This is a genomic window from Galbitalea soli, assembly GCF_010686725.1.
Taxonomy (GTDB): domain Bacteria; phylum Actinomycetota; class Actinomycetes; order Actinomycetales; family Microbacteriaceae; genus Galbitalea; species Galbitalea soli.
The window spans coordinates 253,131-280,040 of the sequence record NZ_JAAGWZ010000004.1; the positions used below are offsets into that span (position 1 = coordinate 253,131).

The 26,910-nt window shown below is 67.9% G+C and carries 29 protein-coding genes and 1 tRNA gene; 17 read left to right on the forward strand and 13 right to left on the reverse strand.

The features are described from left to right. The first annotated feature begins 52 nt into the window (after window positions 1–52). The 4 genes from G3T37_RS13155 (at window position 53) to G3T37_RS13170 (ending at window position 3,951) form a co-directional block, all read left to right on the forward strand. Window positions 53–1,042, forward strand: coding sequence for an aldo/keto reductase (locus G3T37_RS13155; protein ID WP_163474344.1), 990 nt, complete (start codon window positions 53–55; stop codon window positions 1,040–1,042). 266 nt (window positions 1,043–1,308) lie between these two features. Continuing rightward, window positions 1,309–2,355: an NADP-dependent oxidoreductase gene (locus G3T37_RS13160; protein ID WP_163474459.1), complete on the forward strand. Its 1,047-nt coding sequence runs from the start codon at window positions 1,309–1,311 to the stop codon at window positions 2,353–2,355. Further along, the gene (locus G3T37_RS13165) at window positions 2,352–3,239 is read left to right on the forward strand and encodes an alpha/beta fold hydrolase (RefSeq protein ID WP_163474345.1); all 888 of its coding nucleotides are present in this window, start codon (window positions 2,352–2,354) and stop codon (window positions 3,237–3,239) included. Before G3T37_RS13160 ends, G3T37_RS13165 begins: the two co-directional genes overlap by 4 nt. 112 nt (window positions 3,240–3,351) lie before the next feature. Beyond that, a complete protein-coding gene (locus G3T37_RS13170) occupies window positions 3,352–3,951 on the forward strand; it encodes a TetR/AcrR family transcriptional regulator (protein ID WP_163474460.1) in 600 nt (199 codons plus the stop codon). Here the strand turns inward: G3T37_RS13170 and G3T37_RS13175 are convergent. Beyond that, entirely contained in the window at window positions 3,948–4,985 is a 1,038-nt protein-coding gene (locus G3T37_RS13175) for a substrate-binding domain-containing protein (RefSeq protein ID WP_163474346.1), read from the reverse strand. The genes G3T37_RS13170 and G3T37_RS13175 overlap by 4 nt on opposite strands. Before the next feature lie 159 nt (window positions 4,986–5,144). Between G3T37_RS13175 and G3T37_RS13180 the strand changes: the two genes are divergently transcribed. From G3T37_RS13180 to G3T37_RS13205, 6 genes are all read left to right on the forward strand, one after another. Next, window positions 5,145–6,101, forward strand: coding sequence for a glycoside hydrolase family protein (locus G3T37_RS13180; RefSeq protein ID WP_163474347.1), 957 nt, complete (start codon window positions 5,145–5,147; stop codon window positions 6,099–6,101). Between the two features lie 48 nt (window positions 6,102–6,149). Continuing rightward, window positions 6,150–7,478: an extracellular solute-binding protein gene (locus G3T37_RS13185; RefSeq protein ID WP_241732431.1), complete on the forward strand. Its 1,329-nt coding sequence runs from the start codon at window positions 6,150–6,152 to the stop codon at window positions 7,476–7,478. A gap of 67 nt (window positions 7,479–7,545) precedes the next feature. Further along, on the forward strand, window positions 7,546–8,523 hold the full coding sequence (locus G3T37_RS13190; protein WP_241732432.1) for a carbohydrate ABC transporter permease: 978 nt from the start codon (window positions 7,546–7,548) through the stop codon (window positions 8,521–8,523). A 1-nt stretch (window position 8,524) separates the two neighbouring features. Then, entirely contained in the window at window positions 8,525–9,364 is an 840-nt protein-coding gene (locus tag G3T37_RS13195; RefSeq protein ID WP_163474348.1) for a carbohydrate ABC transporter permease, read from the forward strand. 150 nt (window positions 9,365–9,514) lie between these two features. After that, window positions 9,515–9,991 carry a hypothetical protein gene (locus tag G3T37_RS13200; RefSeq protein ID WP_163474349.1) on the forward strand — a complete coding sequence of 159 codons (477 nt, stop codon included), beginning with the start codon at window positions 9,515–9,517 and terminating at the stop codon, window positions 9,989–9,991. Between the two features lie 114 nt (window positions 9,992–10,105). Then, window positions 10,106–10,474, forward strand: a complete 369-nt coding sequence (locus tag G3T37_RS13205; RefSeq protein ID WP_163474350.1) for a hypothetical protein — start codon at window positions 10,106–10,108, stop codon at window positions 10,472–10,474. A gap of 85 nt (window positions 10,475–10,559) precedes the next feature. Here G3T37_RS13205 and G3T37_RS15205 read toward each other — a convergent pair whose 3' ends face one another. Both G3T37_RS15205 and G3T37_RS13215 read right to left on the reverse strand, forming a co-directional pair. Beyond that, complete coding sequence (locus G3T37_RS15205; RefSeq protein WP_338401264.1) at window positions 10,560–10,940, reverse strand: GNAT family N-acetyltransferase; 381 nt, start codon at window positions 10,938–10,940, stop codon at window positions 10,560–10,562. Between the two features lie 131 nt (window positions 10,941–11,071). Beyond that, window positions 11,072–11,344 (reverse strand): type II toxin-antitoxin system TacA family antitoxin, encoded by a 273-nt coding sequence (locus G3T37_RS13215; RefSeq protein ID WP_338401265.1) that lies wholly within the window; start codon window positions 11,342–11,344, stop codon window positions 11,072–11,074. 365 nt (window positions 11,345–11,709) lie between these two features. On the opposite strand from G3T37_RS13215, the gene G3T37_RS13220 reads away from it, so the two are divergent. Further along, the gene (locus tag G3T37_RS13220; protein WP_163474353.1) at window positions 11,710–12,333 is read left to right on the forward strand and encodes a hypothetical protein; all 624 of its coding nucleotides are present in this window, start codon (window positions 11,710–11,712) and stop codon (window positions 12,331–12,333) included. A gap of 324 nt (window positions 12,334–12,657) precedes the next feature. On the opposite strand, the gene G3T37_RS13225 is transcribed toward G3T37_RS13220, so the two are convergent. Together G3T37_RS13225 and G3T37_RS13230 are read right to left on the reverse strand one after the other, a co-directional pair. Beyond that, a complete protein-coding gene (locus G3T37_RS13225; protein ID WP_163474354.1) occupies window positions 12,658–12,939 on the reverse strand; it encodes a hypothetical protein in 282 nt (93 codons plus the stop codon). Window positions 12,940–13,272: 333 nt separating this feature from the next. After that, a tRNA-Lys gene (locus tag G3T37_RS13230) sits at window positions 13,273–13,348 on the reverse strand. Between the two features lie 59 nt (window positions 13,349–13,407). On the opposite strand from G3T37_RS13230, the gene G3T37_RS13235 reads away from it, so the two are divergent. From G3T37_RS13235 to G3T37_RS13245, 3 genes are all read left to right on the forward strand, one after another. Then, window positions 13,408–14,037 (forward strand): DNA-directed RNA polymerase subunit beta, encoded by a 630-nt coding sequence (locus tag G3T37_RS13235; RefSeq protein WP_163474355.1) that lies wholly within the window; start codon window positions 13,408–13,410, stop codon window positions 14,035–14,037. Between the two features lie 312 nt (window positions 14,038–14,349). Further along, window positions 14,350–14,952, forward strand: coding sequence for a sigma-70 family RNA polymerase sigma factor (locus G3T37_RS13240; protein ID WP_163474356.1), 603 nt, complete (start codon window positions 14,350–14,352; stop codon window positions 14,950–14,952). Further along, window positions 14,949–15,776, forward strand: a complete 828-nt coding sequence (locus tag G3T37_RS13245; protein ID WP_163474357.1) for an anti-sigma factor — start codon at window positions 14,949–14,951, stop codon at window positions 15,774–15,776. The genes G3T37_RS13240 and G3T37_RS13245 overlap by 4 nt, the downstream gene beginning before the upstream one ends. Window positions 15,777–15,824: 48 nt before the next feature. Here the strand turns inward: G3T37_RS13245 and pstB are convergent, their stop codons facing one another. From pstB to G3T37_RS13285, 8 genes are all read right to left on the reverse strand, one after another. Beyond that, window positions 15,825–16,604 carry a phosphate ABC transporter ATP-binding protein PstB gene (pstB, locus tag G3T37_RS13250; protein WP_163474358.1) on the reverse strand — a complete coding sequence of 260 codons (780 nt, stop codon included), beginning with the start codon at window positions 16,602–16,604 and terminating at the stop codon, window positions 15,825–15,827. A 25-nt stretch (window positions 16,605–16,629) separates the two neighbouring features. Further along, window positions 16,630–17,715, reverse strand: a complete 1,086-nt coding sequence (gene pstA, locus G3T37_RS13255; RefSeq protein WP_163474359.1) for a phosphate ABC transporter permease PstA — start codon at window positions 17,713–17,715, stop codon at window positions 16,630–16,632. Further along, on the reverse strand, window positions 17,715–18,656 hold the full coding sequence (gene pstC / locus G3T37_RS13260) for a phosphate ABC transporter permease subunit PstC (RefSeq protein WP_163474360.1): 942 nt from the start codon (window positions 18,654–18,656) through the stop codon (window positions 17,715–17,717). The genes pstA and pstC overlap by 1 nt, the downstream gene beginning before the upstream one ends. Window positions 18,657–18,757: 101 nt before the next feature. Continuing rightward, a complete protein-coding gene (pstS, locus tag G3T37_RS13265; protein WP_163474361.1) occupies window positions 18,758–19,849 on the reverse strand; it encodes a phosphate ABC transporter substrate-binding protein PstS in 1,092 nt (363 codons plus the stop codon). Between the two features lie 128 nt (window positions 19,850–19,977). After that, entirely contained in the window at window positions 19,978–20,931 is a 954-nt protein-coding gene (locus G3T37_RS13270; RefSeq protein ID WP_338401266.1) for an NUDIX hydrolase, read from the reverse strand. Further along, on the reverse strand, window positions 20,928–23,111 hold the full coding sequence (locus tag G3T37_RS13275; protein ID WP_163474362.1) for an RNA degradosome polyphosphate kinase: 2,184 nt from the start codon (window positions 23,109–23,111) through the stop codon (window positions 20,928–20,930). Before G3T37_RS13275 ends, G3T37_RS13270 begins: the two co-directional genes overlap by 4 nt. 71 nt (window positions 23,112–23,182) lie before the next feature. After that, on the reverse strand, window positions 23,183–24,118 hold the full coding sequence (mshD, locus tag G3T37_RS13280; protein ID WP_163474363.1) for a mycothiol synthase: 936 nt from the start codon (window positions 24,116–24,118) through the stop codon (window positions 23,183–23,185). Further along, window positions 24,093–24,779 (reverse strand): winged helix-turn-helix domain-containing protein, encoded by a 687-nt coding sequence (locus tag G3T37_RS13285; protein WP_174247788.1) that lies wholly within the window; start codon window positions 24,777–24,779, stop codon window positions 24,093–24,095. The genes mshD and G3T37_RS13285 overlap by 26 nt, the downstream gene beginning before the upstream one ends. Before the next feature lie 52 nt (window positions 24,780–24,831). Here G3T37_RS13285 and G3T37_RS13290 point away from each other — a divergent pair, with 52 nt between their 5' ends. The 3 genes from G3T37_RS13290 to ygfZ all read left to right on the forward strand — a co-directional run bounded on the left by G3T37_RS13290 (window position 24,832) and on the right by ygfZ (window position 26,903). Next, on the forward strand, window positions 24,832–25,092 hold the full coding sequence (locus tag G3T37_RS13290; RefSeq protein ID WP_163474365.1) for a hypothetical protein: 261 nt from the start codon (window positions 24,832–24,834) through the stop codon (window positions 25,090–25,092). A 139-nt stretch (window positions 25,093–25,231) separates the two neighbouring features. Next, window positions 25,232–25,828 (forward strand): heme-binding beta-barrel domain-containing protein, encoded by a 597-nt coding sequence (locus G3T37_RS13295; protein ID WP_163474366.1) that lies wholly within the window; start codon window positions 25,232–25,234, stop codon window positions 25,826–25,828. Further along, window positions 25,818–26,903 carry a CAF17-like 4Fe-4S cluster assembly/insertion protein YgfZ gene (gene ygfZ / locus G3T37_RS13300; protein ID WP_163474367.1) on the forward strand — a complete coding sequence of 362 codons (1,086 nt, stop codon included), beginning with the start codon at window positions 25,818–25,820 and terminating at the stop codon, window positions 26,901–26,903. Before G3T37_RS13295 ends, ygfZ begins: the two co-directional genes overlap by 11 nt. The last annotated feature ends 7 nt before the right edge of the window (window positions 26,904–26,910 follow it).

The following is a 26,910-nucleotide window of genomic DNA, read 5'->3' on the forward strand; positions in this document are numbered from 1 at the left end:
CCCTCGCTGGCTAGGCTGGGCTCAGGGCGCGGGTGCCCCGGCGAGGAGCGACATGCAGACACGGATACTCGGCGGGGGCCTGGGCGTCTCGACGCTCGGTCTCGGCTGCATGACGATGACCGGCGGCTACAGTTCCAGCCCGGAGCGCGCCGAGATGCGCGCACTCCTGCGCACCGCCGTCGACAGCGGGGTGACCCTCTTCGACACGGCCGAGATCTACGGGCCGCACAGCAATGAGGAGCTCGTCGGCGAGGCACTCGCCCCGGTGCGCGATGAGGTCGTGATCGCGACCAAGTTCGCGCAGAAGATCGATCCGGATGCCCGCGCGCTCGCCGGGCGCATGCTCCGCCCCGACGAGGTCGCGGCGGCCGTGCACGGCTCGCTGCGTCGCCTCCGTACCGACCGCATCGATCTCTACTACCAGCACCGCGTGAATCCGGAGTACCCGATCGAGGAGTACGCGGGCGCCGTGCGCGCGCTCATTCTCGCGGGAGACGTGCTCCACTTCGGCATGTCGGAAGCGGCCGCGGCGACGATCCGGCGGGCGCACGCGGTGCAGCCGGTGACGGCCGTGCAGAGCGAGTACTCGCTGTGGTGGCGGCGTCCGGAGGAGGAGGTGCTCGTCGCCTGCGCAGAGCTCGGCATCGGCTTCGTGCCGTTCAGTCCGCTCGGCAAGGGGGTGCTCACGGGCACGGTCGACACGTCGACCGAGTTCGCCGACAACGACCTGCGGGCGCGCATCCCCCGATTCGAGGCGGAGGCGCTCGCCTACAACCTGGAACTGGTGGAGGGCGTGAAGGAACTCGCCCGATCGATCGGCGCGACCCCCGCCCAGGTCGCGCTCGCGTGGCTGCTCGCGCAACACGAGTGGATCGTTCCGATCCCCGGCACCACGAAGCCCGCTCGGCTCGCCGAGAACCTGGGGGCCGCGCAGCTGGAGCTGACCCCGCGCGATCTCGCCCACCTCACCGAGCTCTCCGCCGCGTTCACTGTGCAGGGCGGCCGCTACCCCGACGACCTCGAGGCGCAGACCGGGCTCTAGATCCGCGCGGGTTCAGCACCGCGCGCGACCCGGGGCCGCGCGCGCGATCCTGCATTGCGTGCGCTGCCGCGTGCGCTGCCGCGTGCGCTGCCCCGTCCGCTGCCGCGTGCGCTGCCCCGTCCGCTGCCGCGTGCGCTGCCCCGTCCGCTGTCCCGTGCGCTGCCGCGACCCGTCCGCGGCCAGAACCCGAGCTTGACACCTGTACTGAGTACACTCATAATAAAGTACAGTCGTAAATGAGTGAATTAGTGAAAGGTGTCGCCGGCATGAAGGCCATCGTCGTTCCCCAGTACAAGAAGCCCGCGGTGCCGACCGACCGCCCCGAGCCGCGTCCGGGCGCGGGGGAGGTCCTGGTCGCCGTCGCGGCGAGCGGCATGAATCCGCTGGATGAGAAGGTCCGGCTGGGCGAGTTCCGGCAGGTCCTGCCCTACCGCGCTCCGTTCATCCTCGGTCACGACCTCGCGGGCACGGTGGTCGAGCTGGGCCCCGGGGTCACCGCATTCTCGCTCGGCGACGTCGTCTACTCCCGACCTCGGGACGGAGCTGTCGGCACCTTCGCGGAGCGTATCGTGGTGGCCGTCGACGACCTCGCCCTCGCGCCGCGCTCGATCTCGATCGAGTCGGCGGCATCCCTCCCGCTCGTCGCTCTGACGGCCTGGCAGGCACTCGTCGAGATCGGGAAGGTCCGCGCGGGACAACGGGTGTTGATCCACGCGGGTGCGGGTGGCGTCGGCACGATCGCGATCCAGCTCGCGAAGCACCTCGGTGCCACGGTCGCGACGACCGCGAGCGCGGCGAACGCGGAGTTCGTGCGCGGTCTCGGCGCGGATATCGTCATCGACTACCGGACGGAGAGCGTCGAGTCGGTGATCTCGGGCTACGACCTGGTGCTCGACTCGGTGGGTGCGGCGAGCGTCGCGACGTCCCTCCGTCTCGTTCGACCCGGTGGCATCGTGATCGGCATCGCCGGGCCGCCGACCCCTGAATTCGCGCGTGCCCTCGGGCTCGCCGCCCCGCTGCGTCTGGTGATGGCGCTCCTCAGTCGCGGTGTGCGGCGGGAGGCCAAGCGCCTCGGCGTCTCCTACCGGTTCCTGTTCATGCACGCCGACGGCGCGCAATTGAGCTCCATCGCCGAGCTCGTCGACCAGGGTGTGATTCGCCCGATGGTGAGTCGGGTGATCGAGTTCGACGACATCCCAGACGCCCTCGCCACCGTCGCCCGCGGCGGCTCGCGCGGCAAAGTCGTCGCGCGCATCGGCGCACAGACCTCCGACCCCGAATTCGACACGACCGAGGCTCGGCGCACCCGATGACCGCCGCAGAGGGCACCCAACCCATCATCACCTCCTACTCGCAGGCGCCCACCACGACGGTCACGGCGGGAGGAGTCACCTTCGCCTACCGTGAGCTGGGCCCACAGGAAGAGATTCCGGTCGTCTTCTTCGTCCACCTCGCGGGAACGCTCGACAACTGGGACCCGCGGATCGTTGATGCGGTGGCGAAGCACCGCCGCGTCATCACCTTCGATCAGCGCGGCGTGGGCGGGTCATCCGGGACAGTACCCGGCACCATCGAGGAGGCGGCCGACGACGCGTACACCTTCATCTCCGCGCTGGGCTATCCCCTCATCGACGTCTTCTCGTTCTCCATGGGCGGCATGATCGCTCAGGATCTGATCGTCAAGCACCCCCGACTGGTGCGCCGGCTCGTGCTCACCGGCACCGGGCCGCGCGGCGGCAGAGATATGGACAAGGTCGTCGGCACGACCTACTGGGACGTGCTGCGCGCCGCCCTCACTCGGTCGGATCCGAAGGAGTTCCTGTTCTTCGCCAGGGACGCCGCAGGGAAGCGCGCGGCGAAGGAGTTCCTGTCCCGGCTCGCCGAACGCTCCACCGACCGCGACGCAGACATCTCCCTGCGCGCCTTCCGCACACAGTTGAGCGCGATCGCGAAGTACGGTCGCTCGGCACCCTCGGATCTCTCTGTGGTGACGCAACCGACGCTGATCGCCAACGGCGACCACGATCGCATGGTGCCGTCGATCCTGTCGAAGGAACTGGGCGAGCGCATCGCGGGCAGCGAGGTCATCATCTATCCGAACTCCGGCCACGGCGGAATCTTCCAGTACTGGGAGAAATTCGTTCCGGTTCTCGTGGCGTTCCTCACCGCGGACCGCACCGTCGGAGGTGCTCGCTGAGCCGCGCGGCGCGAGGGGGCGGGTGTCGGTTATCCTCCGTTCAGGGATACACCGCCGTCGCGTCGTCGAGTGAACGCGTCCGCACACAGGTGTCCACGAGCAGGGAGTGAGCATGCCGGTCGGTCGCCGCGAGCGAAACAAGGAGGAGAAGCGCGAGCGGATTCTCGCGGCTGCGAGCGAGCTCTTCGCCGTGCGTGGGGTGGATGACGTCACCACCCAGCAGATCGCCGACGCCGCAGACATCGGCACGGGCACCCTCTTCCTCTACGCGAAGAGCAAGGGCGAGTTGCTCCTCATGGTGCAGAACAAGCACTACGAGGACGCGCTGACGGAGGGATCCGCTGCCGCCGCCCAGGAGGTCGACGTGCTCGATGCGATCGACGCGATCATCCGCCCGATCGTGCTCTGCAATCGGGAGCACATCGGAAACGGGCGCACCTACCTTCGCGAGGTGGCGTTCGGCGACGCCTCCGAGCCGAACCACACCCGGTCTCTCGAAATCGTGGTCGCGAGCGAGCAGTTGCTGGCGCACACCATCGAGCGCACCAGCGCGCTCGACTCCGCGCGCTCGGCCTCGCTCGCCCGGGCCGTCTCCAGCCTGCTCTTCCGGAGTCTGGCGGCGCCCGAGCAGATCAGCGGCACGAGCACAGAGATCGTCGCGAGCATCCGTCGCGACGTCGCAAACCTGCTCGGCAGGCCCGCCGACGACTAGCCCTGTTCGGTCGGTGCCAGCCCTCGAACGGAGCGCCGCACGTGCACCGGCATATCGACCAGGTGCTCGCCCGGCGCGCTGTCGTCGTTCATCAACAGCTCGACGGCCAGTTCGCCCATGCGCACGTAGGGAAGACTCACCGTGGTCAACTGCGGCTGCACGTACTCCGCGATGACGTCGTCATCGAAGGATGCGATCGACACGTCCTCGGGGATCCGCAGTCCCGCATCGTGGATGGCGCGGCTCGCCCCGAACGCCAGTCGGTCGTTGAGACAGATCACGACCTTGGGCCGCGTCTCCCTCGCCAGGAGAGCCCGCATCCCGTCGTAGCCGGTCGACAGTTCCCACTCGGCTTCCGGAACGGTCGCGAACGGGGTGATCCCGTGGGCCGCGAATCCCTCCCACAGTCCCTCCAGCCGTCGCTTCACCGTGAATGTCACGTCCGGTTCGAGCTCGGGCGCCCCGGCTCCGATGACGGCGACCGCGTCACGATGGCCCGCCTGGGCGAGAAGGTCGACGAGTGAGCGGGCCCCGTTGTGCTCGTCGGGCAGCACCGCCAGTCGATCCTCCGCGATGCGCGCGTTCAGGAGCACCAACCGCGTGCGCATGGCGGCCTCGGGGAGGGTGATGACCCGCGAGCGCGACGCCACGAAGATGAGACCGTCCACGCCGCGATCGACGAGGGCCTCCGTCGCCTCGCGTTGGATCTCGGGGTCGCCCTCGGTCTCGGCCGTGAGGACGGTCATCCGATGCGCCCGTGCCCCGCGAAGGGCCCCGCGGATGAGCGCGCTCGCCTCGGGGCTGACAGACGCCTGATCGGAGACCAGCCCGATCGCGTGCGAGCGCTGGGTGCTGAGCGCCCGCGCCGTGAGATTGGGGCGGTAGCCCAGCTCCGCGGCCGCCGCGTGCACGCGCGACTGCACGGTGTCCGACAACCGGGTGCCGGTGCGGCCCGCAAGAACCAGTGACACCGCGGTCGGCGATACGCCCGCGAGAGCCGCCACATCGGCCTGAGTCGCGCGTCGATTCGCCACTGATCCCCCTCTCGTTATCGGATCGTAGCCTGACGGCCGGATTCGGTGTTGACAATCCAATGCTAAGGCGCTTTAGTTGCTTGCTAAGGCGCTTTAGCAAGAATTCAAGGAGGAAGTCGTGGCGATTCTGTCGAGCGCGTACCCAGGGCGGTGCGCGACATGCTGAGGCTCGCCAGCGACTGGGTCTGGGACTTCTGGATCGCCGATGACGGCGTCGATTTCCACCTCTTCTTCCTGCACGCCTCGCGGTCGCTGGGCGACCAGCACAAGCGCCACCGCAACGCTCGGGTGGGGCACGCGACGTCGATCGATCTCAGCAACTGGACCGTCCATCCCGACGTGCTCGGCCCGGGCCACACGGGCGACTTCGACCAGACCGCGGCCTGGACCGGCAGTGTCGTGCGCGGCGACGACGGACTGTGGCGCATGTTCTACACGGGCGCCAGCTTCGCCTCCGAGTGGCCGGTCTTCACGAACACGCAGACCGTCGGCGTCGCGACCTCCGTCGACCTCTTCCACTGGGAGCGACGTCGCGAGCCCATCGTCACCGCCGACGCGCGCTGGTACGAGACCCTGGGAACCTCGAGCTGGCCCGAGGAGGCCTGGCGCGATCCGTGGGTCTACCGAGACACAGACGGGCTGTGGCACATGCTGCTCACGGCGCGGGCCAACAGCGGTCCGGATGACGACCGCGGCGTCATCGGCCACGCCACGTCCCTCGATCTCGACACCTGGGTCGTGACACCGCCGCTTTCCGCCCCGGGGCTGGGTTTTCAGCACCTCGAGGTCCCTCAGCTCGTGGTCGCCCCCGATGGCCGCCGCTCGATCGTCTTCTCCGCACCGACCGACATGCTCTCCCACGCCGCGCAGGAGCGCGGACTCGTCGGGGGCATCTGGGCGATGGGCGTCGGTGAGCCGGAGACGCTTCGACTGCTGGCGCCGCAGAACTACTACTCAGGGCGGGTCATTCGCGACCGTGCCGGAGCCGACCACCTGATGGTCGTGCTCAACGTCGATTCGGCGGGGGAGTTCCCCGGCGAGATCAGCGACCCCATTCCGCTCGCGTTCCGCGACGGCATCCCCTACCTCCACGAGACAGCTGCGCTGCCGCTCTAGCGACAGCGCAGACCACCACGCCCGTTCGCGGGCAACAGAATGAAAGGTATGACAATGAGCAACTTCCAGCGGGGCCGTGTCTGGCCCCTCATCGCCGTCGCCGCCGCCGCGGCGCTCGGCCTTGCGGGATGTTCGTCAGGAGGCGGCACTGCAGCCGCCGGTGATGGCACCGGCAACATCGTCATCTGGGCCCATCAGGGTCAAGATAGCGAGAACGCTGCGATTCAGGCGGCGGTGGCCGGTTTCAACTCGTCGCAGTCGAAGGTGAAGGCGACCCTCAAGATCCTGTCGTCCGACACGTACACCACCACGATCACCAACACCCCGACCGACAAACTCCCCGATGTTCTCGAGATGGATGGTCCGACCGTCGCCGCCGACGTGTACAACCAGAAGCTCGCCCCGCTGAAGGGACTCGTCGCGGATTCTACGATCGCCAACGCCACGGGTGGCTCGATCGCCGAGGGCACGTCGCACGGCAAGCTCTACGCGCTCGCCATGTATGACTCCGCGCTCGGGATCTACGGCAACAAGAAGCTCCTGGATGCTGCCGGTGTGAAGTACCCCACCTCGATCGCGACCGCCTGGACGGCCGACGAGTTCACCGCCGCGCTGAAGACGCTCGCCGCCGCCAGCCCGACGGGCAAGGCACTCGACATCAACGAGCAGTACGGGCTCGGTGGCGAATGGGGCACCTATGCCTTCGCTCCGCTCGTCTGGTCGGCCGGTGGCAACCTCATCGAGGGCAACAAGGCCAGTGGCGTACTCGATTCCACGAAGTCGATCGATGCGATCTCGACCTTTGCCAGCTGGAAGCCCTACATCGACCCCAATGCGGATGGCAATGCCTTCCCGAGCGGCAGGGTTGCGCTCGGCTGGGGTGGCCACTGGCTCTACCCCGCCTACTCCAAGGCGCTCGGCGCTGACCTGCTCGATCTGCCGCTGCCCAACATGGGAACCGGAACCAAGACCGGTGCGGGATCGTGGACCTGGGGTATCGGTGCGGGCACGAAGCACGGCAAGGCGGCCGGCGCATTCCTCGACTACCTCCTGAACGATGCCAACATCAAGGCGATGACCGACGCCAACGGTGCCGCTCCGGCGACGAAGACGGCATTCGCGGCCGACAAGACGTATCAGGCCGGCGGCGGACTCGCGCTGTTCGGCGAGCAGCTGCAGCACGCCTGCCCGTCGACCGCGATCACGGCCGACTGCGTCGCCGTCTACCGGCCGGTCACGCCCGGATACCCGACGATCACCGCGAAGTTCGGGGCCGCCCTCAGCGCCATCTACGGCGGCGCCGACACCAAGGAGCAACTGGGGAACGCAGCCAAGGCGATCGACCAGAACTACTCCGACAACGGGGACTTCAAGTAGGTTCCCCATGGGCGGGCGGCGCTCATTCGCCGCCCGCCCATTCTCGACCAGCTAGGGAGAGTCAAAGATGTCTACTTCACTGCCTGCCCGCGAGGGAGCAACGGCCGCAGGGCCGTCGTCCCCGCGTCCCCGCCGCCGCAACTGGCGCAATCGCGATCGCCTCCCCGCCATCCTGATGAGTCTGCCGGCGATCGTCGGACTGCTCGTCTTCGTAGCGGCGCCCTTCGTGGTGGCGATCATCCTGTCGTTCTTCAACGTGCACATCGGGCAGGTGCGCCCCCCGCAATTCCTGGGGGCCACCTACTACATCCGGCTCTTCACCGACCCGATCTACTCCGGCCCGTTCCTTCGCTCGCTGCTGAACAACTTCACGTTCGCCATCGTCGTCATCCCGGTGCAGACCGGCCTCGCTCTTGCGCTCGCCGTGCTGCTCAACAGCAAACTGCGGGGGATGCCCGTCTTCCGCACGTTCTTCTTCATGCCGGTCGTCTTTCCGATGGCCTTGGTCGCGGTCATCTGGCGGCTCATCTTCGAACGCAGCGACAGCGGCCTCCTCAATGCCGGGGTGCACTTCATCACGGCGGGGGTGGCGCCGGCGCAGGATTGGCTCGGAAGCTCGGCGACCGCCATGGGGTCGATCATCCTGCTCTCCATCTGGCAGGGCGTCGGCTTTCAGATGATCATCATCCTCGCGGCACTGCAGGAGATCCCACCGGACCGGTACGAAGCGGCTCAGCTGGATCGGGCGAACGCGTGGCAGCGGTTTCGCAATGTGACGGTTCCGGGAATCCGCAACACGCTGATCTTCGTGATCCTGTTGACGACCATCTACGCCTTCCGCGTCTACGACCAGGTCTACATCCTGATCAAGACGGCGTCGGCGAATCAGGATGCGGTGCAGACGGTGCTCTATCAGGCGACGTCCGCGGTCTTCGACCAGAACAACTTCAGTCTCGCCTCGGCGATCACTGTCGTCTTCTTCGTGATCATCGTGGCGATCACGCTCATTCAGCGAGCGCTGCTGCGGCAGCGGAACGAGGGTTGACATGAAAACTCGAAAGACTCTCGCCGCCGTGCGCGGCTACGCGATCCTCACGGTGCTCGCGGCGCTCATGTTCGCGCCGATCTACTACCTGATCATCGGCAGCTTCAAGCCCTCAGCGGAGGTGCTGAACGGGTTCGGCGGATTCCTGCCGGTCGACCTCTCCTTCAACAACTATGCGAAGGTGTTCGCGTCGCTCTCCTCCGACAGCACGGGCTACTTCCTGCAGTACGTGCTCAACTCCCTGACGATCTCGGGTGTCATCGTGATCGTCGGGTTGGTCATCAACTCGATGGCCGGATACGCGTTCGCGCGTCTCGAGTGGATGGGGCGGGACAAGGTGTTCCTGATCGTCGTGATCCTCGTGATCGTGCCGTTCGAGTCCGCCGCCATTCCGTTGCTGTTCATGCTGCAGGGCGAACGTGACACGCTCCTGGTGCAGATCATCCCGTTCCTCGCGAACGCCTTCTCGGTCTATCTCTTCTACACCTCGTTCCTCAGCTCGAACGCGAGCGTGGAGGAGGCCGCGCGCATCGACGGGCTGGGGGCGTTCGGCACCTTCGTTCGCGTCGTGGCGCCGAACTCGAAGCCGGTGTTCGCCACGGTCGCGATCCTCACCTTCCTGAGCTCGTGGGGGCAGTTCCTCTGGCCGTCGCTCACGACGTCGGACCCCGCGGTGAGACCGCTTCCGCTCGAGATGGGAGCCTTCTCCGGGCTTCAGCCCGTCGACTGGGGTGCGGTGTTCGCCTTCGGCACGATGCTGGTGCTGCCGATCCTGATTCTCTTTCTCGCTTTCCAGCGGTTCTTCGTGCAGAGCGTGGCTTCCTCGGCCGTGAAGGAGTAGAGCGCGTCGGCCGGACCCGGGGAGTCCGGCCGACCCCGCCCGCCGGGGCGCGCCCGCTCCTGGATGAGACTTGTCTCATCTGTGCTCTCTTGGACGTTTCTTGGATAATCGGGGCACCCATCTTTGATCGGCTCTTCATAGCCTCATCACATGAAGACTCCAGTTATCACCGCACTTGTTCTGGTCGGCGTGCTCGGCACTGCCGGTGCCGCGATGGCATCCAACGGCACTCTGACCGCGTTCACCTCGGGCCCCGTCGACACCCCGGCGGCCACCGACACTCCCACCGCCACCCCGACGCCGGTCACCACTCCGGCCGAGGAGAGCAGTGACGACGCCACGCCCGAGCCGAGCGACTCGCCCACGGCGGTCCCGACGGCGCAGCCCACCGCGGTGCCCCTGCCAGCCCACAGCGACGACGCCAACGAGTCCTCGCAGAACGAGCAGGGCGACAACGAGCAGGGCGACTCGCAGGACGACCAGGGTGACGGCGAGCACTCCACGTCGACTCCCGCCCCGGAGCCCTCCCACCACTCCTCCGACTCCGGCGACTCGAGCGACGGCGGCGACCAGTCCGGCTCCGGCGACGGCGGCAGCTCCGACGGCTCCTCCGGCGGCGACGACTAAACCGCACACCCACGACCGAGCAGTGCCCCGTCAGAGCTGGCGGGGCACTCTCGCGCTGACGATCATCCGGATGCCCGGGGCCCAGCCCCGCTTCAGACCACCGTGGAGGAACCCATGACCGCACCCCTGGCGCTCGCGAGCGACGCCGCCCGCGCCCGGATCGGACGATTCGTGCTCGTGCACGTGTGCACCGACACCTCGGCGCGCGGCATGGACATCGTGCGGTCGTGGGATGTCCTGGGACTTGCGGGCACGCTGGGCGATCCGGGTGAGGCGACCGTGGTGAGCCACGACGTTCTCACCACCACGCACACGACAGTCCGCGAGGGCTTGCGAGCCCCTCGGGCCGCCGTCGAGACCCTCGCCGCGGGCCACGGCCTCGAGCTCGACCCGTCGAGCTGGTCGATCGTGCTCGAGTTCGGCGACCGCGCGGGCGAGAGCGCGATGGTCGCGCACCGGGTGGCCGGAATCCTCGTCGGCTGACCGCCCCGGCCATGCGCTGGTGGGAGCTGGGTTGGAGCCCGCCTTCGCGGGTAGTCCGATCAGGAATCGCGGCACTTGCGCATGGTCAACTGCTCATCGCCGTCACCGTTGCCTCAGCATCCTTGACGAGCAGGTACATCGCCCGCTTGCTGGCGGGTGGCACGAGAGTGAACCCGAACTTCTCATAGAAGCGTTCCGCGTCGCTGTTCAGGGCATCGACGATGACGGCCCGTGCACCCACTAGGCGTGACGCTTCGATGCCCTTGAGCAATGCATCCGCGAGCAAGGAGGCGCCAAGGCCTCTTCCGCCGAACTCGCGGTCGACGGCGAGGCGTCCGATCAGGATCACCGGAACGGGGTCGGGCATATTTCTCGACACCTTGCTGGGCGCATCCTCCTGACGCAGCGCGCTCGCGGCGAGGCAGTAATACCCTCCGATCCGTTCCGTGTCGCTGTCGACGGACACGAATGTTCGTGAAGCCCCCGACGTCTGATTCTTTATCGCCCGTAGATTGAGCCAGTTATTCAGGCTTTGCTCACCACAGTCGAACTGCGAGACGTCGTCGGCCGCGGTGAGTGGCCGCGGGTGGCGAAAACTCAATCCTCGAAGACCGAGGGTCGTTTCAGGAGGTCCGCCAGCCCGCTGATCGGCCTGGCGGGCCGCTCGAGAATCCTGTTGAAGGCGTCCCAAGAACGCTTTGACATGCTCAGTTCACGTTCGATGCGGATGACCTGCTCAGCCTCTTTCACCAAGAGTGGCACGGAAAAATCGGTCACTGACCGGCCCGCGATAGCAGCAGCCTGCTCTATCTCGGATTTCTGTTCGTGAGTGAGGCGTAACTCTAAGCGGCTGGACTTCGTGGCTGACACGCCTCGAGTGTACGGCATTTGACCGTACATCGAGTGCCGTGTCGACTCGATGGACCGGATCGGCCTGGCCCAGGTCGGCGAGCGCAACATCGATGCGCTCGCGCGTTCGACGATGCCGGCTTGGGCCAGTCGAGTGGGCTCTGGCAGTCGCGTGGTGCGCCAGTGCGGGGTTTATCGCGATGACGCTGAGGCAGCAATGGCCTGCGAATCATGCGGGGTACATTTCTTGGGGGTCTCTTCACAGTGATCCACGACTGAGTCTCCGTGCCGTTGAAATTGTGGAATGATCGACTCAACCGCGTAGCCCGGCACATCAAGTGTCGGCTCGGGTCCACACGCCGCACGCTCGTTTGGGTCAGCGCATCATGAGCCTCCCGCAGACGTACCGCACCGAACTCGGATTCACCGTTGACGGGGCGTCCCCCGCGCTGCTCCGTAACCTGCTCGACGACTTCGCCACGGCTCTGGTGCGCGTCGGTGTTCCGGTCGACACGCTGTTCCGGCCCGGGAGACCGGAGGCGGAGGTCTGCGCTGAGTGTGCCGGGCAGGGCCTCGTGCCGACGGAGGAACTCATCATCTGGTGGGGGTGGCGCGACGGGGTGACGCAGGGGCTTCCGGCGGAGTACTTCCCGCGGGACTTCCTCTCCCTGGAACGCTCGATGCAGAATTACGACGACGAAGACAAGGGCCTCGACGTTGCGCTCTGGAACCCGTCGTGGGTTCGGCTCGCGGGCCATCCGAGGGGGATCGCGGTGCTGACGGATCCGGCCATGCCGCCTCTGGTTCGAGGCGTCCACAAGGGGGGCTTCGGCACGAACGACGTGGGGACCACGTCGCAGGTGGTTTCCCTCTGCACACCGGTGACGTGGTGGATTCTTGCTATCGCGAATGGGTGGTGGAGGTGGATTCCGGCCGCTGATGGGTTCGGGCACTGGGAATACGCGCGGGATAGCCTTCCCCTGGAATGGCAGTTCACGTCGCTGGTTTGAGCGGCGACTCGCCCCTGACCGGCTCCCCGCGGACTCGCTTGTCGAGAGTGACGCCAGGCGGCGCACTATGGATTCCCGGGACGGCGCTCCGTCGCAATGGCCCCAGCGGTCCTCGCTGAAGAGCAACACTGGCGCCGGACTCATCGGCGCTCGCAACGCGGAGGCTCGTGGCCGCGCCCGGGAGATCCACGAGACCCGACAGGCCACCTGGAAGGCGCTCGGGATGTACTCAGAACGGCCGAACAGCACGAGCACGCGTCGGCCGGGCGACAGTTCTCGAGCTGTGGGGTACGGTCACTGCTGGGTTCACGAGGGAGGTTCTAGCTAGAGGCGCAGTTCGAACGTCAGTTCTGAGCCCGCTTGATCCTGGAGGGCCGACAGCAGGCTGACGCCCTCACGATCGAACCAAGCCCGTCGCTCTTCACTCCCGAAGAGACCGGTCTCCCAGTCCATATGGTCATTGAAGAATCGTGCCCATGCGATCAGTCTCGCCCGCAGGTCCGAGCTGATTATCGAGTCCCAGTCAGGTCGAGGATCGGAACTCATGATGTCGTTGAGCGGCCATTTTTGGCCGTAGTCGACTGCGAGTACTAATGCGCGCTTCATAACTTCCTAACGTGGGCGACCACTCGTAGGGGCTCAGCATCCCGACGTTGTAGACCGGGCCCGCGGTGATCGCCTGCCCAGTGGCAATCGACATCGAATCCTCCCAGCTTCCGCTGATCGGGTACTTGTTGATGACGGCCCGCCACTCATCCGCATGCTCCGTCCTGATATGGACGTAATCGAATTTGTTATCACCGCGGAATAGATCGATATGTCCATGTGCGTTTTTCCAAGATTCCACGCGGACGTCACCGAAACCGCCGCAATGAACCGGGAAAGGTTCAGGACCCCGCCCTGAATTTTCTTGAGTACCGGGTTCCGAAACAGTTCTTATGGTGGGCCCCGTGGGGCTCGAACCCACGACCAACGGATTAAAAGTCCGATGCTCTACCGACTGAGCTAGAGGCCCCTGCTCATTAAATCTAGCGGCAAACGTCGATCAGTTCGCGCCGCCGTAGGCTGGATGCGATGGCCGACGATTTTCACAAGCCCACCCAGTATTCCGGTGACAAGTTCGACACCTACGAGGGCGGCGAAGACCCCGCACGTATCCTGCGCACCGCGCACGACACCGCGCACGCCCTCCTGGCGCGTGCCCGCGAGAACACCGACCCGGCCGTGCTGGAGCGACTCGTCGCGTACACCGACGCGAACGGCATCTATGCCTTCGCCGAGCTGTGGGCGCGGTCGAGCCCGCGATCGCTGCCGGGCGCACTCTGGCGCATCTACCTGATCCGCCTGCTCATTCGCCAGGACCCGCTCGGCACGAGTCTGGGGTATCAGCGCGGCAGCGAGACCCTGCAGACCATCGACACGGTGGTCGCCGGGGCGCCGCTGCCCACCGGGCCGGAGGAGATCATCACCCTTGCCGACGAGATCCTGCGGGGCGCCTTCACCGGTGACTTCGCGGTGGCGCTCGACCGCGCGGCGGCGTTCTGCCGGGTGAGCGCATCCGGAGCGACGAGTCTGGCCGACGACGCCGACGTCACCAACGCCGAGCGGGCCGCCGAGCTCACGACCCGCGCCGACCGGCTGGCACTCACCGCCGACGAGCTCACGGCCTGCGCGCGGCTGCACCGCTCCGGCCAACTCGACTAAAATGGTGAGTCCGGGCCGCGGTAACCCCGGGCTCCACTAATAGCCGCTCCGAGCGGCCTTGCGCCGAGAGGCGTTCCGCGGCCCGGGCTCACCGTTCACGCCTCAGTGCTGCGAGCGCGCGCCGCCGCGACAAGTGCCGCGCGCCGCCGTGACAGGTGCCGCGCGGCACCGCCGCGACCAGCACCGCAGCGCCGCACCAATCCGATCCCGCTGCTGCGCCGAACCACCCACATGCCAGCCCACACCGCCACCGCCCCGCGTGGGGGCGCGCCGAGCAGCGCACCCGCTTCGCGTTTCCGCAGCGAAGCTGGAATGCTTAGGCTCGTGGGCGCGGGAGCAGGCAATGAGGCGGGGCAGGGCGCGGTGACGCCGGTCGGCCAGAACGAGCTCCTCGCCCGGGTCGCCGAGGGCGACCAGCAGGCCTTCTCCGAGCTGTACGATCAGCTCGCCCCGCGCGTTCTCGGGCTCGTCCGCCGCCTCCTGAAGGATCACGCGCAGTCGGAGGAGGTGACCCAGGAGATCTTCCTGGAGATCTGGCAGACGGCGACCCGCTACGACGCGAGCAAGGGCGGAGCATCCACCTGGATCCTCACGATGGCGCACCGCCGCGCCGTCGACCGCGTGCGCGCCTCGCAGTCGAGTCGTGACCGCGACACGCGCATCGGCATCCGCGACCTGCCCACCGACTACGACAACGTGTCGGAGGCCGTGGAGATCACGGTCGAGCATGAGCGCGTCACCCGGGCCCTGCAGCGCCTCACCGAGCTGCAACGCCAGGCCGTGACGCTCGCCTACTACGGCGGTTACAGTCACAGCGAGGTGGCCGAGATGCTGAGCGTGCCGATCGGCACGGTGAAGACGCGACTGCGCGACGGCATGATCCGACTGCGCGACGAATTGGGGGTGGCATCATGACCGATCGGAAGAAGGCCTCCGCCCCCGACTCGGGTGCCTATGTGCTCAACTCGCTGAACGGCGAGGAAGCGAACGATTTCGAGACTCAGCTTGCCGAGTCCGAGGAACTGCGAAGCGAGGTGACCGAATTGACCGACACCGCAGTGCTCCTGGGCCTCGCCGTCGAGCCGGTCACCCCCTCGCCCGAACTCAAGGCCGGCCTGATGGCCCGCATCGCGACGACCCCGCAGCTGCCCCGCGAGGTCGCCCCCGTGCGCACGCTCCACGCGGTGCCCCCGATCGCCGCCGATCAGACCGCAGCGGATGACCTCTCCACCGCCCCCGATGCCCCCACCTCCCTCGCCGCCACCGTGCGCCGCCGCTGGTACACCCGCCCGATGGTCGCGTTGACCTCGGCAGCGGCCGCCGTCGCCCTCATCCTCGGTGGGGGCGTGCTCGTGAACACGCTGCACGACAACGGGGTGCAGTCGACGCAGGCCTCCGCCATGTCGGCGATCTACTCCGCGTCAGACATGAAACGCGTCATCGCGCCGGTCACCACGGGCGGTACCGCGACCCTCGTCTACTCGCACAGCGTCGGCAAGGCGGCCCTCATCCTCGACGGGGTGCCGACCCTGCCGAGTGGCAAGGCCTACGAACTCTGGTACATCGACGCGAAGGGCACGCCGACCGCTGCGGGGATCATCCCCACCTCGACGAAGAGCACCTATCGGGTGCTCGACGGCACGCTCACGCCGGGCGCGACGATCGGTGTCACGGTCGAACCGGCGAGCGGCTCCACGAAGCCGACGACCTCGCCCGTCGTCGCGATCGCCTCGGCCTGACGAGCATCCGCCCGGCGCGGCCCGCCCGGCCCCGCCCAGCGGCCTCGGCTATCCGAACTTGCCGGAGACGTAGTCCTCGGTGGCCTGCACGCTCGGCTTGGAAAAGATCGTGTTGGTGTCGTCGTACTCGATGAGCTTGCCCGGCTTGCCGGTACCCGCGATGTTGAAGAACGCGGTGCGGTCGGAGACCCGGCTCGCCTGCTGCATGTTGTGGGTCACGATGACGATCGTGTAATCGCGCTTGAGCTCCTCGATGAGGTCCTCGATCGCGAGGGTGGAGATCGGGTCGAGGGCGGAGCACGGCTCGTCCATGAGGATCACCTCGGGGGAGACGGCGATGGCGCGCGCGATGCACAGTCGCTGCTGCTGACCGCCCGAGAGGCCCGAGCCGGGCAGGTTGAGGCGGTCCTTCACCTCGTTCCAGAGGTTGGCGCCCTGCAGCGACTTCTCGACGAGCGCGTCGGCGTCGCCTTTGCTCATCCGCCGGTTGTTGAGCTTCGCCCCCGCGAGCACGTTGTCGCGGATCGACATCGTCGGAAACGGGTTGGGACGCTGGAAGACCATTCCGACCTGGCGGCGCACGAGCACCGGGTCGACGCCGGGGCCATACAGGTCGTTGCCGTCGATGAGCACCTCGCCCTCGACGTAGGCACCGGGGATGACCTCGTGCATGCGGTTCAGCGTGCGGAGGAAGGTCGACTTGCCGCAGCCGCTCGGGCCGATGAAGGCGGTGACCGTGCGCGGCTCGATGGTGAGGGAGACGTCCTCGACGGCCTTGAACTTGCCGTAGTAGACGTTCAGGTCGTTGACTTCGATGCGCTTCGACACGGGGTTCCTTTTCTTCGCGGCGCGATCAGCGGCCGAGCTTGGGGGAGAAGATGCGGGCCACGAGACGCGCGGCGAGGTTGAGCAGCATCACGATGAGGATGAGCGTGAGGGCGGCAGCCCAGGAGCGGGCGGTAAAGAACTCCGCGATCGAACCCTGGTTGGCGTACTGGGTGTAGACGAAGACGGGGAGGCTCATCATCCGGTTGCTGAAGAGATCGAAGTTCACGCTGTCGCTGTAGCCCGAGGCGATGAGCAGCGGCGCGGTCTCGCCGATCACCCGCGCGATGGCGAGGGTGATGCCGGTCATGATGCCGGGCAGCGCGGTGGGCAGCACCACCTTGAGGACGGTGAGCCACTTCGGCACGCCGAGGGCGAAGGCCGCCTCGCGCAGCTCGTTCGCCACGAGCTTGAGCATCTCCTCCGAGGAGCGCACGATCACGGGGATCATGAGCACCGAGAGCGCGACCGCACCCGCGAATCCCGACCGGAAGCCCGGGTTGCCCGTCAGGAGGGCGAACAGCGCGAACGCGAAGAGCCCCGCGACGATGGAGGGGATGCCCGTCATCACATCGACGAGGAAGGTGATCGCGCGCGCGAGTGGTCCGCGGCCGTACTCGACGAGGTAGATGGCCGTCATGAGACCGATCGGCACCGAGATGATGGTCGTCGCGAGCGTGATCTCGAGCGTGCCGTAGAGGGCGTGCACCACGCCGCCGCTGCCGTCGAGCACGTTGCGCATCGACATGGAGAAGAACGAGGGCTGGATCATCCGGCCCAGACCGTGCTGCACGACGGTCCACAGCAGGGAGACCAGCGGCAGCAGCGCCACGATGAAGGCGGTTGCCACGAGCGAGGTGACCAGGCGGTCCTTCGCCTTCCGGACGCCCTCGACCAGCAGCGAGATCACGAAGATGAGCACGTCGAACAGCACGGTGCCGAGGAAGATCGCGCCGACGAGGTTGAACGACTTTGTCGCTCCCGAGAGCTGCACGAACAGGAAGACGAGACCGAGCAGCACCCAGCTGCCGATCAGCAGCATCCACACCGAACCGCGCGGGAGGCGACCGGTGGTGAGCGAGTTGACCATCCGTCCGGATGCGACCGCCGTCATTAGTTCGCTCCCGAGAAGGCCCGGCGGCGGTTCACGACCGCGCGGGCGATGGCGTTGATGATGAAGGTGATGACGAAGAGCACGAGGCCGGAGGCGATGAGCGCGTTGACGCCGACCCCGGATGCCTCGCTGAACTGCAGCGCGATGTTGGCGGCGATCGTGCTCGGGTTCTGCGAGGTCAGCAGGAAGAAGGAGACGACGAGCGCGGGGGAGAGCACGATCGCGACGGCGAGCGTCTCGCCCAGGGCGCGCCCGAGGCCGAGCATGGCGGCGGAGACGATTCCCGGTCGGGCGAAGGGCAGCACCGCCATCTGGATCATCTCCCAGCGCGTCGCGCCGAGCGCGAGCGCGGCCTCCTCGTGCAACCGCGGCGTCTGCAGGAAGATCTCGCGGCAGACCGCGGTCATGATCGGCAGCACCATGACCGCGAGCACGATCGCGACGGTGAGGATGGTGCGACCGGTGCCCGAGACGTCGCCGCCGAAGAGCGGGAACCAGTGCAGCGAGGTGTTGAGCCAGACGTAGAAGGGCTGCACGGCGGGGGCGAGCACGCTGACGCCCCAGAGGCCGAAGATGACCGAGGGCACCGCCGCGAGCAGGTCGATGATGTAGCCGAGCACCTGGGCGATGCGGCGCGGCGCGTAGTGCGAGATGAAGAGGGCGATGCCGATCGAGAGCGGGGTCGCCATCAGGAGAGCGAGGAACGCGGCCCACACCGTGCCGAAGGCGAGCGGTCCGACGTAGTCCCAGAAGCTGCTGGCCGCATTCGGCAGGGTGCCGGCCTTGGCGACCAGCGCGGGAATGCTCTGCGCGATGAGGAAGATGGCGACGGCGGCGAGGATCGCGACGATGATCGAGCCGGCGGTGATCGTGCTCGTGGAGAAGACGCGGTCGCCCAGCCGCACACGGGCCTTGATCACGCGCGGGGTTCCGGTGCTCATGCCTGGCTTCCTGTGGTTCGGGCGGTCATGCGGGGCGGGGGATGTCGCGGATGCGGCCCGGGCGCTCGATGAGCTGCCCGGGCCGATCCTAGAGCGAACTGTTACTTGATGGTAGCGATCGCGGTCGCGACCTTGGCGGCCACGGCGCTCGAGAGCGGCGCGGAGCCGGCGGCCGTCGAACCGGCGGTCTGTCCGGCGCTGCCGGCGACGTAGCTCGCGTACGCCTTCACGAGCGCACCCTTCGCGGCGTCCTGGTACTCGTTGCAGACGATGAGGTAGCTGACGAGCACGAGCGGCCAGGCGTTGGCGTCGGTGTTGGTGCGGTCGATCGCCACGGCGAGGTCGTTCGCGGCGCGGCCGGTCTCGAACGGCGACTTCTCGACGACGTCGGAGGCACCGGCGGCGCTGATCGTGCTGTAGGCCGAACCGACCTTGAGCTGGGCGATGCCGAGGCCCTTCGCGGCCGACTCGTCGAGGTACGCGATCGAGTTCGGCGCAGCCTTCACGGCCGCGGCGACACCCGAGCCGCCCTTGGCGGCGTCACCCGTCTTGTACGGGAAGGTCTGCGACGCGGGAGCGTCCCACACCGTCGACGCGTTCGCGGCGAGGTACTGCGAGAAGTTGAACGTCGTGCCCGAGTCGTCCGAGCGGTGCACGGTGACGATCTTGGCGGTGGGGAGCGTGACGCCCGCGTTCTGCGCGGCGATCTTCGGGTCGTTCCACTTGGTGATCGTGCCCTTGAAGATGCCCGCGATCGTGTCGGCGTCGAGCTTCAGGGTGCTGAGGCCCTGAACGTTGTACGCGATGGCGATCGGCGAGATGTAGACGGGGAGGTCGATGGCCTTGGTGCCCGACTTGCAGAGGGGCGACGGGGTGGCGAGCTCGGTGTCCTTCAGGGCGGCGTCGGAGCCGGCGAAGTCGGCGGAACCGGCGATGAAGCTCGTGCGGCCGGCGCCCGAACCCTGCGGGTCGTAGTTGACGGTCACGCCCGAGTTGGCGGACTGGAAGCCGGAGATCCAGGCGGTCTCGGCGGCGGCCTGAGCCGAGGAGCCGATGCCGTTCAGGGTGCCGGAGAGTGCTGCGGTGGAGCCGCTGGCGGCGGGCGCCGGGCTCTCGTTGGAGGCGCAGGAGGACAGGAGCACTGCTGCGACGACGGCGACGGCAGCTGCGCTGCCGATGCGGGTGAAGCTCACGGGGGAATCCCTTCGGGAGTTTGGACTACAGGATGCAGGCCGGTGCGACCCACACCCTGACGCTAGGCGCGCCGGGTGTCCACGCTCGTGCCCGGAGGTGAACGGCAGGTAAACGAGCAGCGAACAAACTAGTCGTTCGACGGGCTGTGCGTCTCCATCGCGACGATGCCGGAGCGGGGCTTGTGGGTGGCGATGTGGAACACCGAGTACTCACCCGTCGCGAGGTCGCCCATCGAGAGGAAGTCGCGCGTCGGCGGCGTGTTGGTGTGGCTCGCGATGGCGTCGATGAGCTCCGGGATGACCGGCCCATGGCTGCACAGCACCACGCTCTTCTTCTGCTTCACCCGCTTGCCGATGACGGCCTCGACGTCGGATTCGCCGCGTTCGTAGGCATCCTGACTGATCGCGTGCGACTCCTTGACCGGCAGCCCGGTGACGCGGGCGAGCGGGGCGATCGTCGCGAGGCAGCGCGCGGCGGTGCTCGAGATGATCTTGAGCGGCCGGTACGCCGCGAGCCCGAGCGCGATGCTCGCGGCCTGGGCCGAGCCGCGCTCCATGAGCGGGCGGGTCGCGTCGGCGCCGTCCCAGATCCCCGGCGGCACGGCCTTGCCGTGCCGCGCGATGACGATCGCGAAGGTGCGGGCGCGATCGGCCTTCGCCCGCTCGGCGAAGGTCTCGACGATCTCGATGTCGTGCGGGTAGCTGAGGATGCTCTTCGCCCGGCTGATCGAGACCCACTCGAGGCCGGAGATCTCGTCGTTCGGCGTGAACCGCGCCGATTCCAGCGCGTGACCGTCCACCTCGGCCGACCAGTAGTACACGCTCTTGTCGCGCCCGCTGGGCAGCTGATAATCGACCTGCCCGAGTGGTGCGCCGAGCGCGACCATGAGCCCGGTCTCCTCCGCGATCTCGCGGACGGCGGTCTGCGGGAGGGTCTCGCCGGGGTCGACCTTCCCCTTGGGCAGCGATACGTCTTTGTGCTGGGTGCGGTGCACGAGCAGGATCCGCACCTTGCCGTCCACGATTCGCCAGCACACGGCTCCGGCGGCGAGCACGGGGGTGGTCGTGAGGATGTCGGTCACTTGAGGACTCCCGAGGTGCGCTTGCGGGCGGTGATCGCGGCCATGGTCACGTCCTGGAGGTCGCGCAGCGGCGTGCCGTCGTCGCCGACCGAGTGGTGCGTCCACAGCCCGGTCTCGTCGAGCCACCAGGAGGCGGTGTCATCCGCCATGGCGACCTCGAAGATGCTGTCGACCTCGGCGAGGTGCTCGGGCACGGTCAGGCGTACGAGCGCCTCCACCCGGCGGTCGAGATTACGGTGCATCATGTCGGCGCTGCCGATGTACACCTGGGGGTCGCCGGCGTTGACGAAGGAGAACACTCGCGAGTGCTCGAGGTATCGACCGAGCACCGAGCGCACGGTGATGTTCTCGCTCATGCCCTCGCGTCCCGGCATGAGCGCGCAGATGCCGCGCACGAGGATCTCGATCTTCACGCCGGCCATGCTCGCGCGATAGAGCGCGTCGATGATCGCCTCGTCCACGATCGCGTTGACCTTGATCCGGATTCCTGAGGGCAGTCCGGCGCGGGCGTTGTCGGCCTCCTGCCGGATCCGCTTCAGCAGTCCCTTGCGCAGGTGCAGCGGCGCGACGAGCAGTCGCTTGAACTTCTTCTCGATGGCGTAGCCCGAGAGCTCGTTGAAGAGGCGCGTGAGGTCTTTGCCGATCGTGTCGCTGTCGGTGAGCAGGCCGAGGTCTTCGTAGAGGCGGCTGGTCTTCGGGTTGTAGTTGCCCGTTCCGATGTGGCTGTAGTGCTTGAGCGTGCCGTTCTTCTCCTGCCGCACCACGAGCGCGAGCTTGCAATGCGTCTTGAGTCCGACGAGCCCGTAGACGACGTGCACTCCGGCCTTCTCGAGCTTGCGCGCCCAGCTGATGTTCGCGGTCTCGTCGAACCTGGCCTTGATCTCGACGAGCGCGAGCACCTGCTTGCCGGCCTCGGCGGCGTCGATGAGCGCCTCGACGATGGGGCTGTCGCCGCTCGTGCGATACAGCGTCTGCTTGATGGCGAGCACGCCGGGGTCGGCGGCCGCCTGCTCCAGGAACGTCTGCACGCTGGTCGCGAACGACTCGTAGGGGTGGTGCAGCAGGATGTCCTGCCTCGTGATCGACGCGAAGATATCGGGCACGTCCGTGGGGTCGGTCGGCAGCAGGTTGGCGCTCGTGGTCGGCACCCGCTTGGGGAACTTCAGTGCGGGGCGGTCGATGGACACCATCTCGAAGAGGTTGCCGAGGTTGAGCGGCGCGGGCAGACGGTAGACCTCCTGCTCCGTGATGTCGAGCTCCTGCATGAGCAGCCCGAGCGTCGTGTCATCCATGTCGTCGGTGATCTCGAGGCGGATGGGCGGCCCGAAGCGCCGCGCCAGCAGACCCTTCTCGAGCGCCTGGATGAGGTTCTCCGACTCGTCCTCCTCGATCTCCACGTCTTCGTTGCGGGTGACGCGGAACTCGTGGTGCTCGAGGATCTGCATGCCCGGGAAGAGGTCTTCGAGGTGATTGGAGATGAGGTCTTCGAGCGGGATGAAGCGCAGCGCGCCCGTGCCGTCGTCGGGCAGCCGCACGAAGCGCGCGAGCAGCGGCGGAACCTTGATGCGCGCGAACTCGACCCGACTCGTCTTCGGGTTGCGCACGCGCACCGACAGATTCAGCGAGAGCCCCGAGATGTAGGGGAAGGGATGCGCGGGGTCGACCGCGAGCGGCATGAGCACCGGGAAGATCTGGTTCATGAAGATCTCGTCGATGCGCTCGCGGTCCGACGCGGCGAGGTCGCCCCAGTTCTCGATGTGGATGCCCGCCTCATCCAGTTGCGGCTTCACCACGTCGTGGTAGCACGCGGCGTGGCGGTTCTGCAGTTCGTGGGCCTTCGCGCCGATCGAGGCGAGCACCTCGGCAGGGCTTCGCCCGATATTGGTAGGCACCGCGAGGCCGGTCGCGATCCGGCGCTTGAGCCCGGCGACCCGCACCATGAAGAACTCGTCGAGGTTGCTCGCGAAGATGGCGAGGAAGTTGACCCGCTCCAGCAGGGGAACGAGGGGGTCCTCGGCCAGCTCGAGCACGCGCTGGTTGAAGGCGAGCCAGCTCAGCTCGCGGTCGAGGTAGCGATCGGCGGGCAGGGTGCCGTCGTCGTCGGAGGAGGACTCGTCGTCGAAGTCGTCGTCATAGTCGGCGCCGACACCGGCGTCCCCCACGTAGCCTTCCGCGTTCATCCGTCCATACTGGCATCCGCCCGGCCGTCTCGCGTGAACGGCAGGTTAACCGCGCGGGGGAGTCGCGCCGGTCATCCCCGCCACTCGTACTGGATGTCGATCTGGTCGTCGTGGAAGCCGCGCGAGCGGTACAGGGCGAGGGCGGGGTGGTTGTCGCCCTCCACGTAGAGATGGGCGCGCGCGACACCCAGGCGGCGGAGGTGCGCGAGCCCCGCGTCGAAGAGCGCGCCGCCCAGCCCGGCGCCCTGCCGGTCGGGGTGCAGGCCGACGACGTAGAACTCGCCGAGCGTGCCCTCGATCTTCAGCCAGCAGTAGCCCACGAGCTCCGCGCCCGCCCAGAGCAGGAGCATGTCGTCGGCGCGAAACCAGGGCTCTGCGCGCAGCTGATCGAGGTCGGCGCGGGTGACCGCGCCCTGCTCGGGATGCGCGGCGAACACGAGCGCGTTGAGCGCGACCCAGTCGCCGTCGTCCACGCCGGCGCGGAAGACGGCGAGGCGATAGCCGTCGAGGGCGGTCGAGGTGGTCGGATGGGTCGCGGCGGTCGGGGCGGTCGGGGCGGTACCGGCGGCAGGGGCGGCCTCCGCGCTCGCGGGCCGGTCGGCCTGGCCCAGCTCGGCGGCGAGGTGCAGCAGCTCCCGCGCCGGCACCAGGCCGAATCGGGCGGCCAGACGACGGGCGGCCGGATGATCGCCGTGCGCCCACACGCGAAGCCCCCCGTGGCTCTCCCGCAGCAGCTCCGCGAGCAGTCGCGTCCCGATCCCGTGCCCCCGCGCCTCGGGACGCACGGCGAACTCGGCCTCCGTCGTGTCCCCCGGCGGGCGCGCGACGAGCGCTGCGGCGACCTCGTCGATCGCGAGGAGCTCGCGGGTGGTCATCCGGTAGTCGACGATGGCCTGATCGGAGTACGGCGGGGTGCCGTCGACGGCGCGGCACTCGGCGATGAGCGAGTCGAGCCAGGAGGGGAGGGGGCGGACCGACGGCTCAGGAGCCGACGGTGATGCGCTCATTCTCTTCTTCGTAGACGTTGAAGCGGTAGCCGACGTTGCGCACGGTGCCGATGAGGGATTCTAGGTCGCCGAGCTTGGCGCGCAGGCGCCGAACGTGCACGTCGACCGTGCGCGTTCCGCCGAAGTAGTCGTAGCCCCACACCTCGCTGAGCAGCTGCTCGCGGGTGAACACGCGGGAGGGGTGGGTCGCGAAGAAGCGCAGCAGCTCGAACTCTTTGAAGGTGAGATCGAGCGGACGACCGTGCACCTTCGCCGAGTAGCTCGCCTCGTCGATCACGACACCGGAGGCCTGGATCTTCGAGGAGGACTTGTCTTGCATGACCCGGCCGATGACGAGGCGGATGCGCGCGTCGACCTCCGCGGGACCGGCCGTCTCCAGCACGACGTCGTCGACGCCCCAGTCGGCACTGACGGCGGTGAGCCCGCCCTCCGTGAGCACGAGCATGAGCGGCACGTTGAGGCCGGTCGTGTTGAGGATCTTGCAGAGCGACTTGGCGCTCGCGAGGTCTTGCCGGGCATCGACGAGCACGAGGTCGCAGGTCGGCGCGTTGATGAGCGACGCCGGCGAGGCGGGGATCTGACGTGTCTTGTGGCTCAGAAGCCCGAGAGCAGGGAGGACATCGGTGTCGACCGCTGAAGTCAGCATCAACAACTGAGCCACTGGTCCTCCAAACTGCGTGTGGGACAGTCTATAAGCGCCTTAGCATGGTCGGGTGACGTCGAACCTGCCCAGCATCCTGCCCGTCTGGCTGGCGGCCGTCGTCGGCGCGGTTCTCGTGGGCGTGCTCTCGCACCCCACCGACTACTTCACGGGGCTCTCGCTCGTGCTCGCCGCGGGCACTCTCCTTACCTTCATCGTGCAGCTCGCGCTGCGCAGTAAAGAAGGTCTGGTCTTGCGCGTGATGGCAAGTATCGGCGGAGTTATCGGCATTCTCGCGGTCGCCACCGCGGTGCTCGCCCCGCTCAGCGCCTAGGATTGATGTATGCAGTTCGCCCTTGAACTTTTCTACATCGGTCTCCTCGTTCTCGCCGTGCTGGCCATCGCCGCCGTCTCCGTGACGGTGCTCGCGAACCTGTTCCGCGGCCAGCGCTGAATCCGGTCCGCGTCGACTCGTGTTCGACCTCGATACCAGCCTTCCCGCTGAGCTCGGCCCCCTCTCGTGGCTGCTCGGCGTCTGGGAGGGCACCGGGGTGGTGCACTACAAGGTCGGCGACGAGACGGTCAACCACGAGTTCGGTCAGCGCGTCTCCTTCAGCCAGGACGGCCTGCCCTACCTCAACTACAACTCCTACACCTGGCTGCTCGACGAGGCGCAGACCCCGCTCGTGACGGAGTCCGGGTACTGGCGCCTGAGCCGGCCATCCAGCCCCGGCGACCCCGGCCCCGCGATGCTGCCGGGTGAGGGCACCCGCCCGTTCACCACGGCCGAGTCGGTCGAGACGCTGCGCAACGACGTGGGCGGCTTCGACATCGAGGTCTCGCTCGTGCATCCCGGCGGTGTGCACGAGCTCTATCTGGGCCGCGTGAAGGGGCCCCGGATCGATCTCGCGACCGACGCGGTCATGCGTTCGGCCACCGCGAAGGAGTACGCCGCCGCGACCCGCATCTACGGTCTCGTCGAGGGTCATCTCCTCTGGGCGTGGGACGTCGCGGCGCTCGGCCAAGACCTCCGCACCCACTCCTCCGGACGGCTCGCCCGTGTCGACTGAGGCCCCCGTCACCCCGTTCGCCGCGCTGCCCGGCGCGGTCGGCGCGCCACCACAGCACTACGGCGCTCCGCTGCGCGAGCAGAAGGCGCTCGCCGCGGGCGAGGCGATCGTCGACCTCTCCGACCGTGCCGTGCTGGCGCTCACGGGCGACGACCGCCTCAGCTGGCTCGACTCGCTCACCTCCCAGTCGATTGCCCGGCTTCAGCCCGGTGAGTCGGCCGAGACCCTCCTGCTCGACCCGACCGGCCGACTCGAGCACGCGATCCGCCTGCTCGACGACGGGGTCACCACCTGGCTGCTCGTCGACGCTCCGCAGGCGGATGCCCTGCGCGCCTGGCTCGACCGCATGCGGTTCATGCTCCGCGTCGAGATCGCCGACCGCTCGTCGGAGTACGCGACCATCGGCAGCCTCGGATCCTTCGACGAGATCGCCGCAGCCCCGAACGGGGTCCCGCTCGTCTGGGTGGACCCGTGGCGAGCGGTGGTGCGGGGTGGTCACCAGTACGCGGCTGAGGCCGGGCATCCCTCGGCCGACTGGAGCTACCGCGAGATCGTCGTGGCCCGGGAGACCCTCGCCGAGCTCACGCGACTGCCCGCCGCCGGCACGCTCGCCCTTGAGGCACTGCGGATCGCCGCGTGGCGACCGAGGCTCGTGACCGAGGCGGATGACCGCACCATCCCGCACGAGCTGGACTGGCTGCGCTCCGCAGTGCACCTCAGCAAGGGCTGCTACCGCGGCCAGGAGACGGTCGCGAAGGTGCACAACCTCGGGCACCCGCCGCGCCGGCTCGTCATGCTGCACCTCGACGGGTCTGAGGGGGTGCTGCCCGCGCACGGAGACGCGGTGCTCGACGGCGAGCGGGAGGTCGGAGCGATCACCTCCGCCGCTCTTCACTACGAGCTGGGCCCCATCGCGCTCGCCGTGATCAAGCGCTCGGTCGACCCCGCGGCCACGCTCGTCGTGCACGCCGCGGAGGCGACGATGGCGGCCGCCCAGGAGACGATCGTGCCGACCGACGCCGGCGCGGAGGCCAACGTGCCCCGACTGCCGCGCCTCGGCGCGGTCCACCGCTGAGGTCACG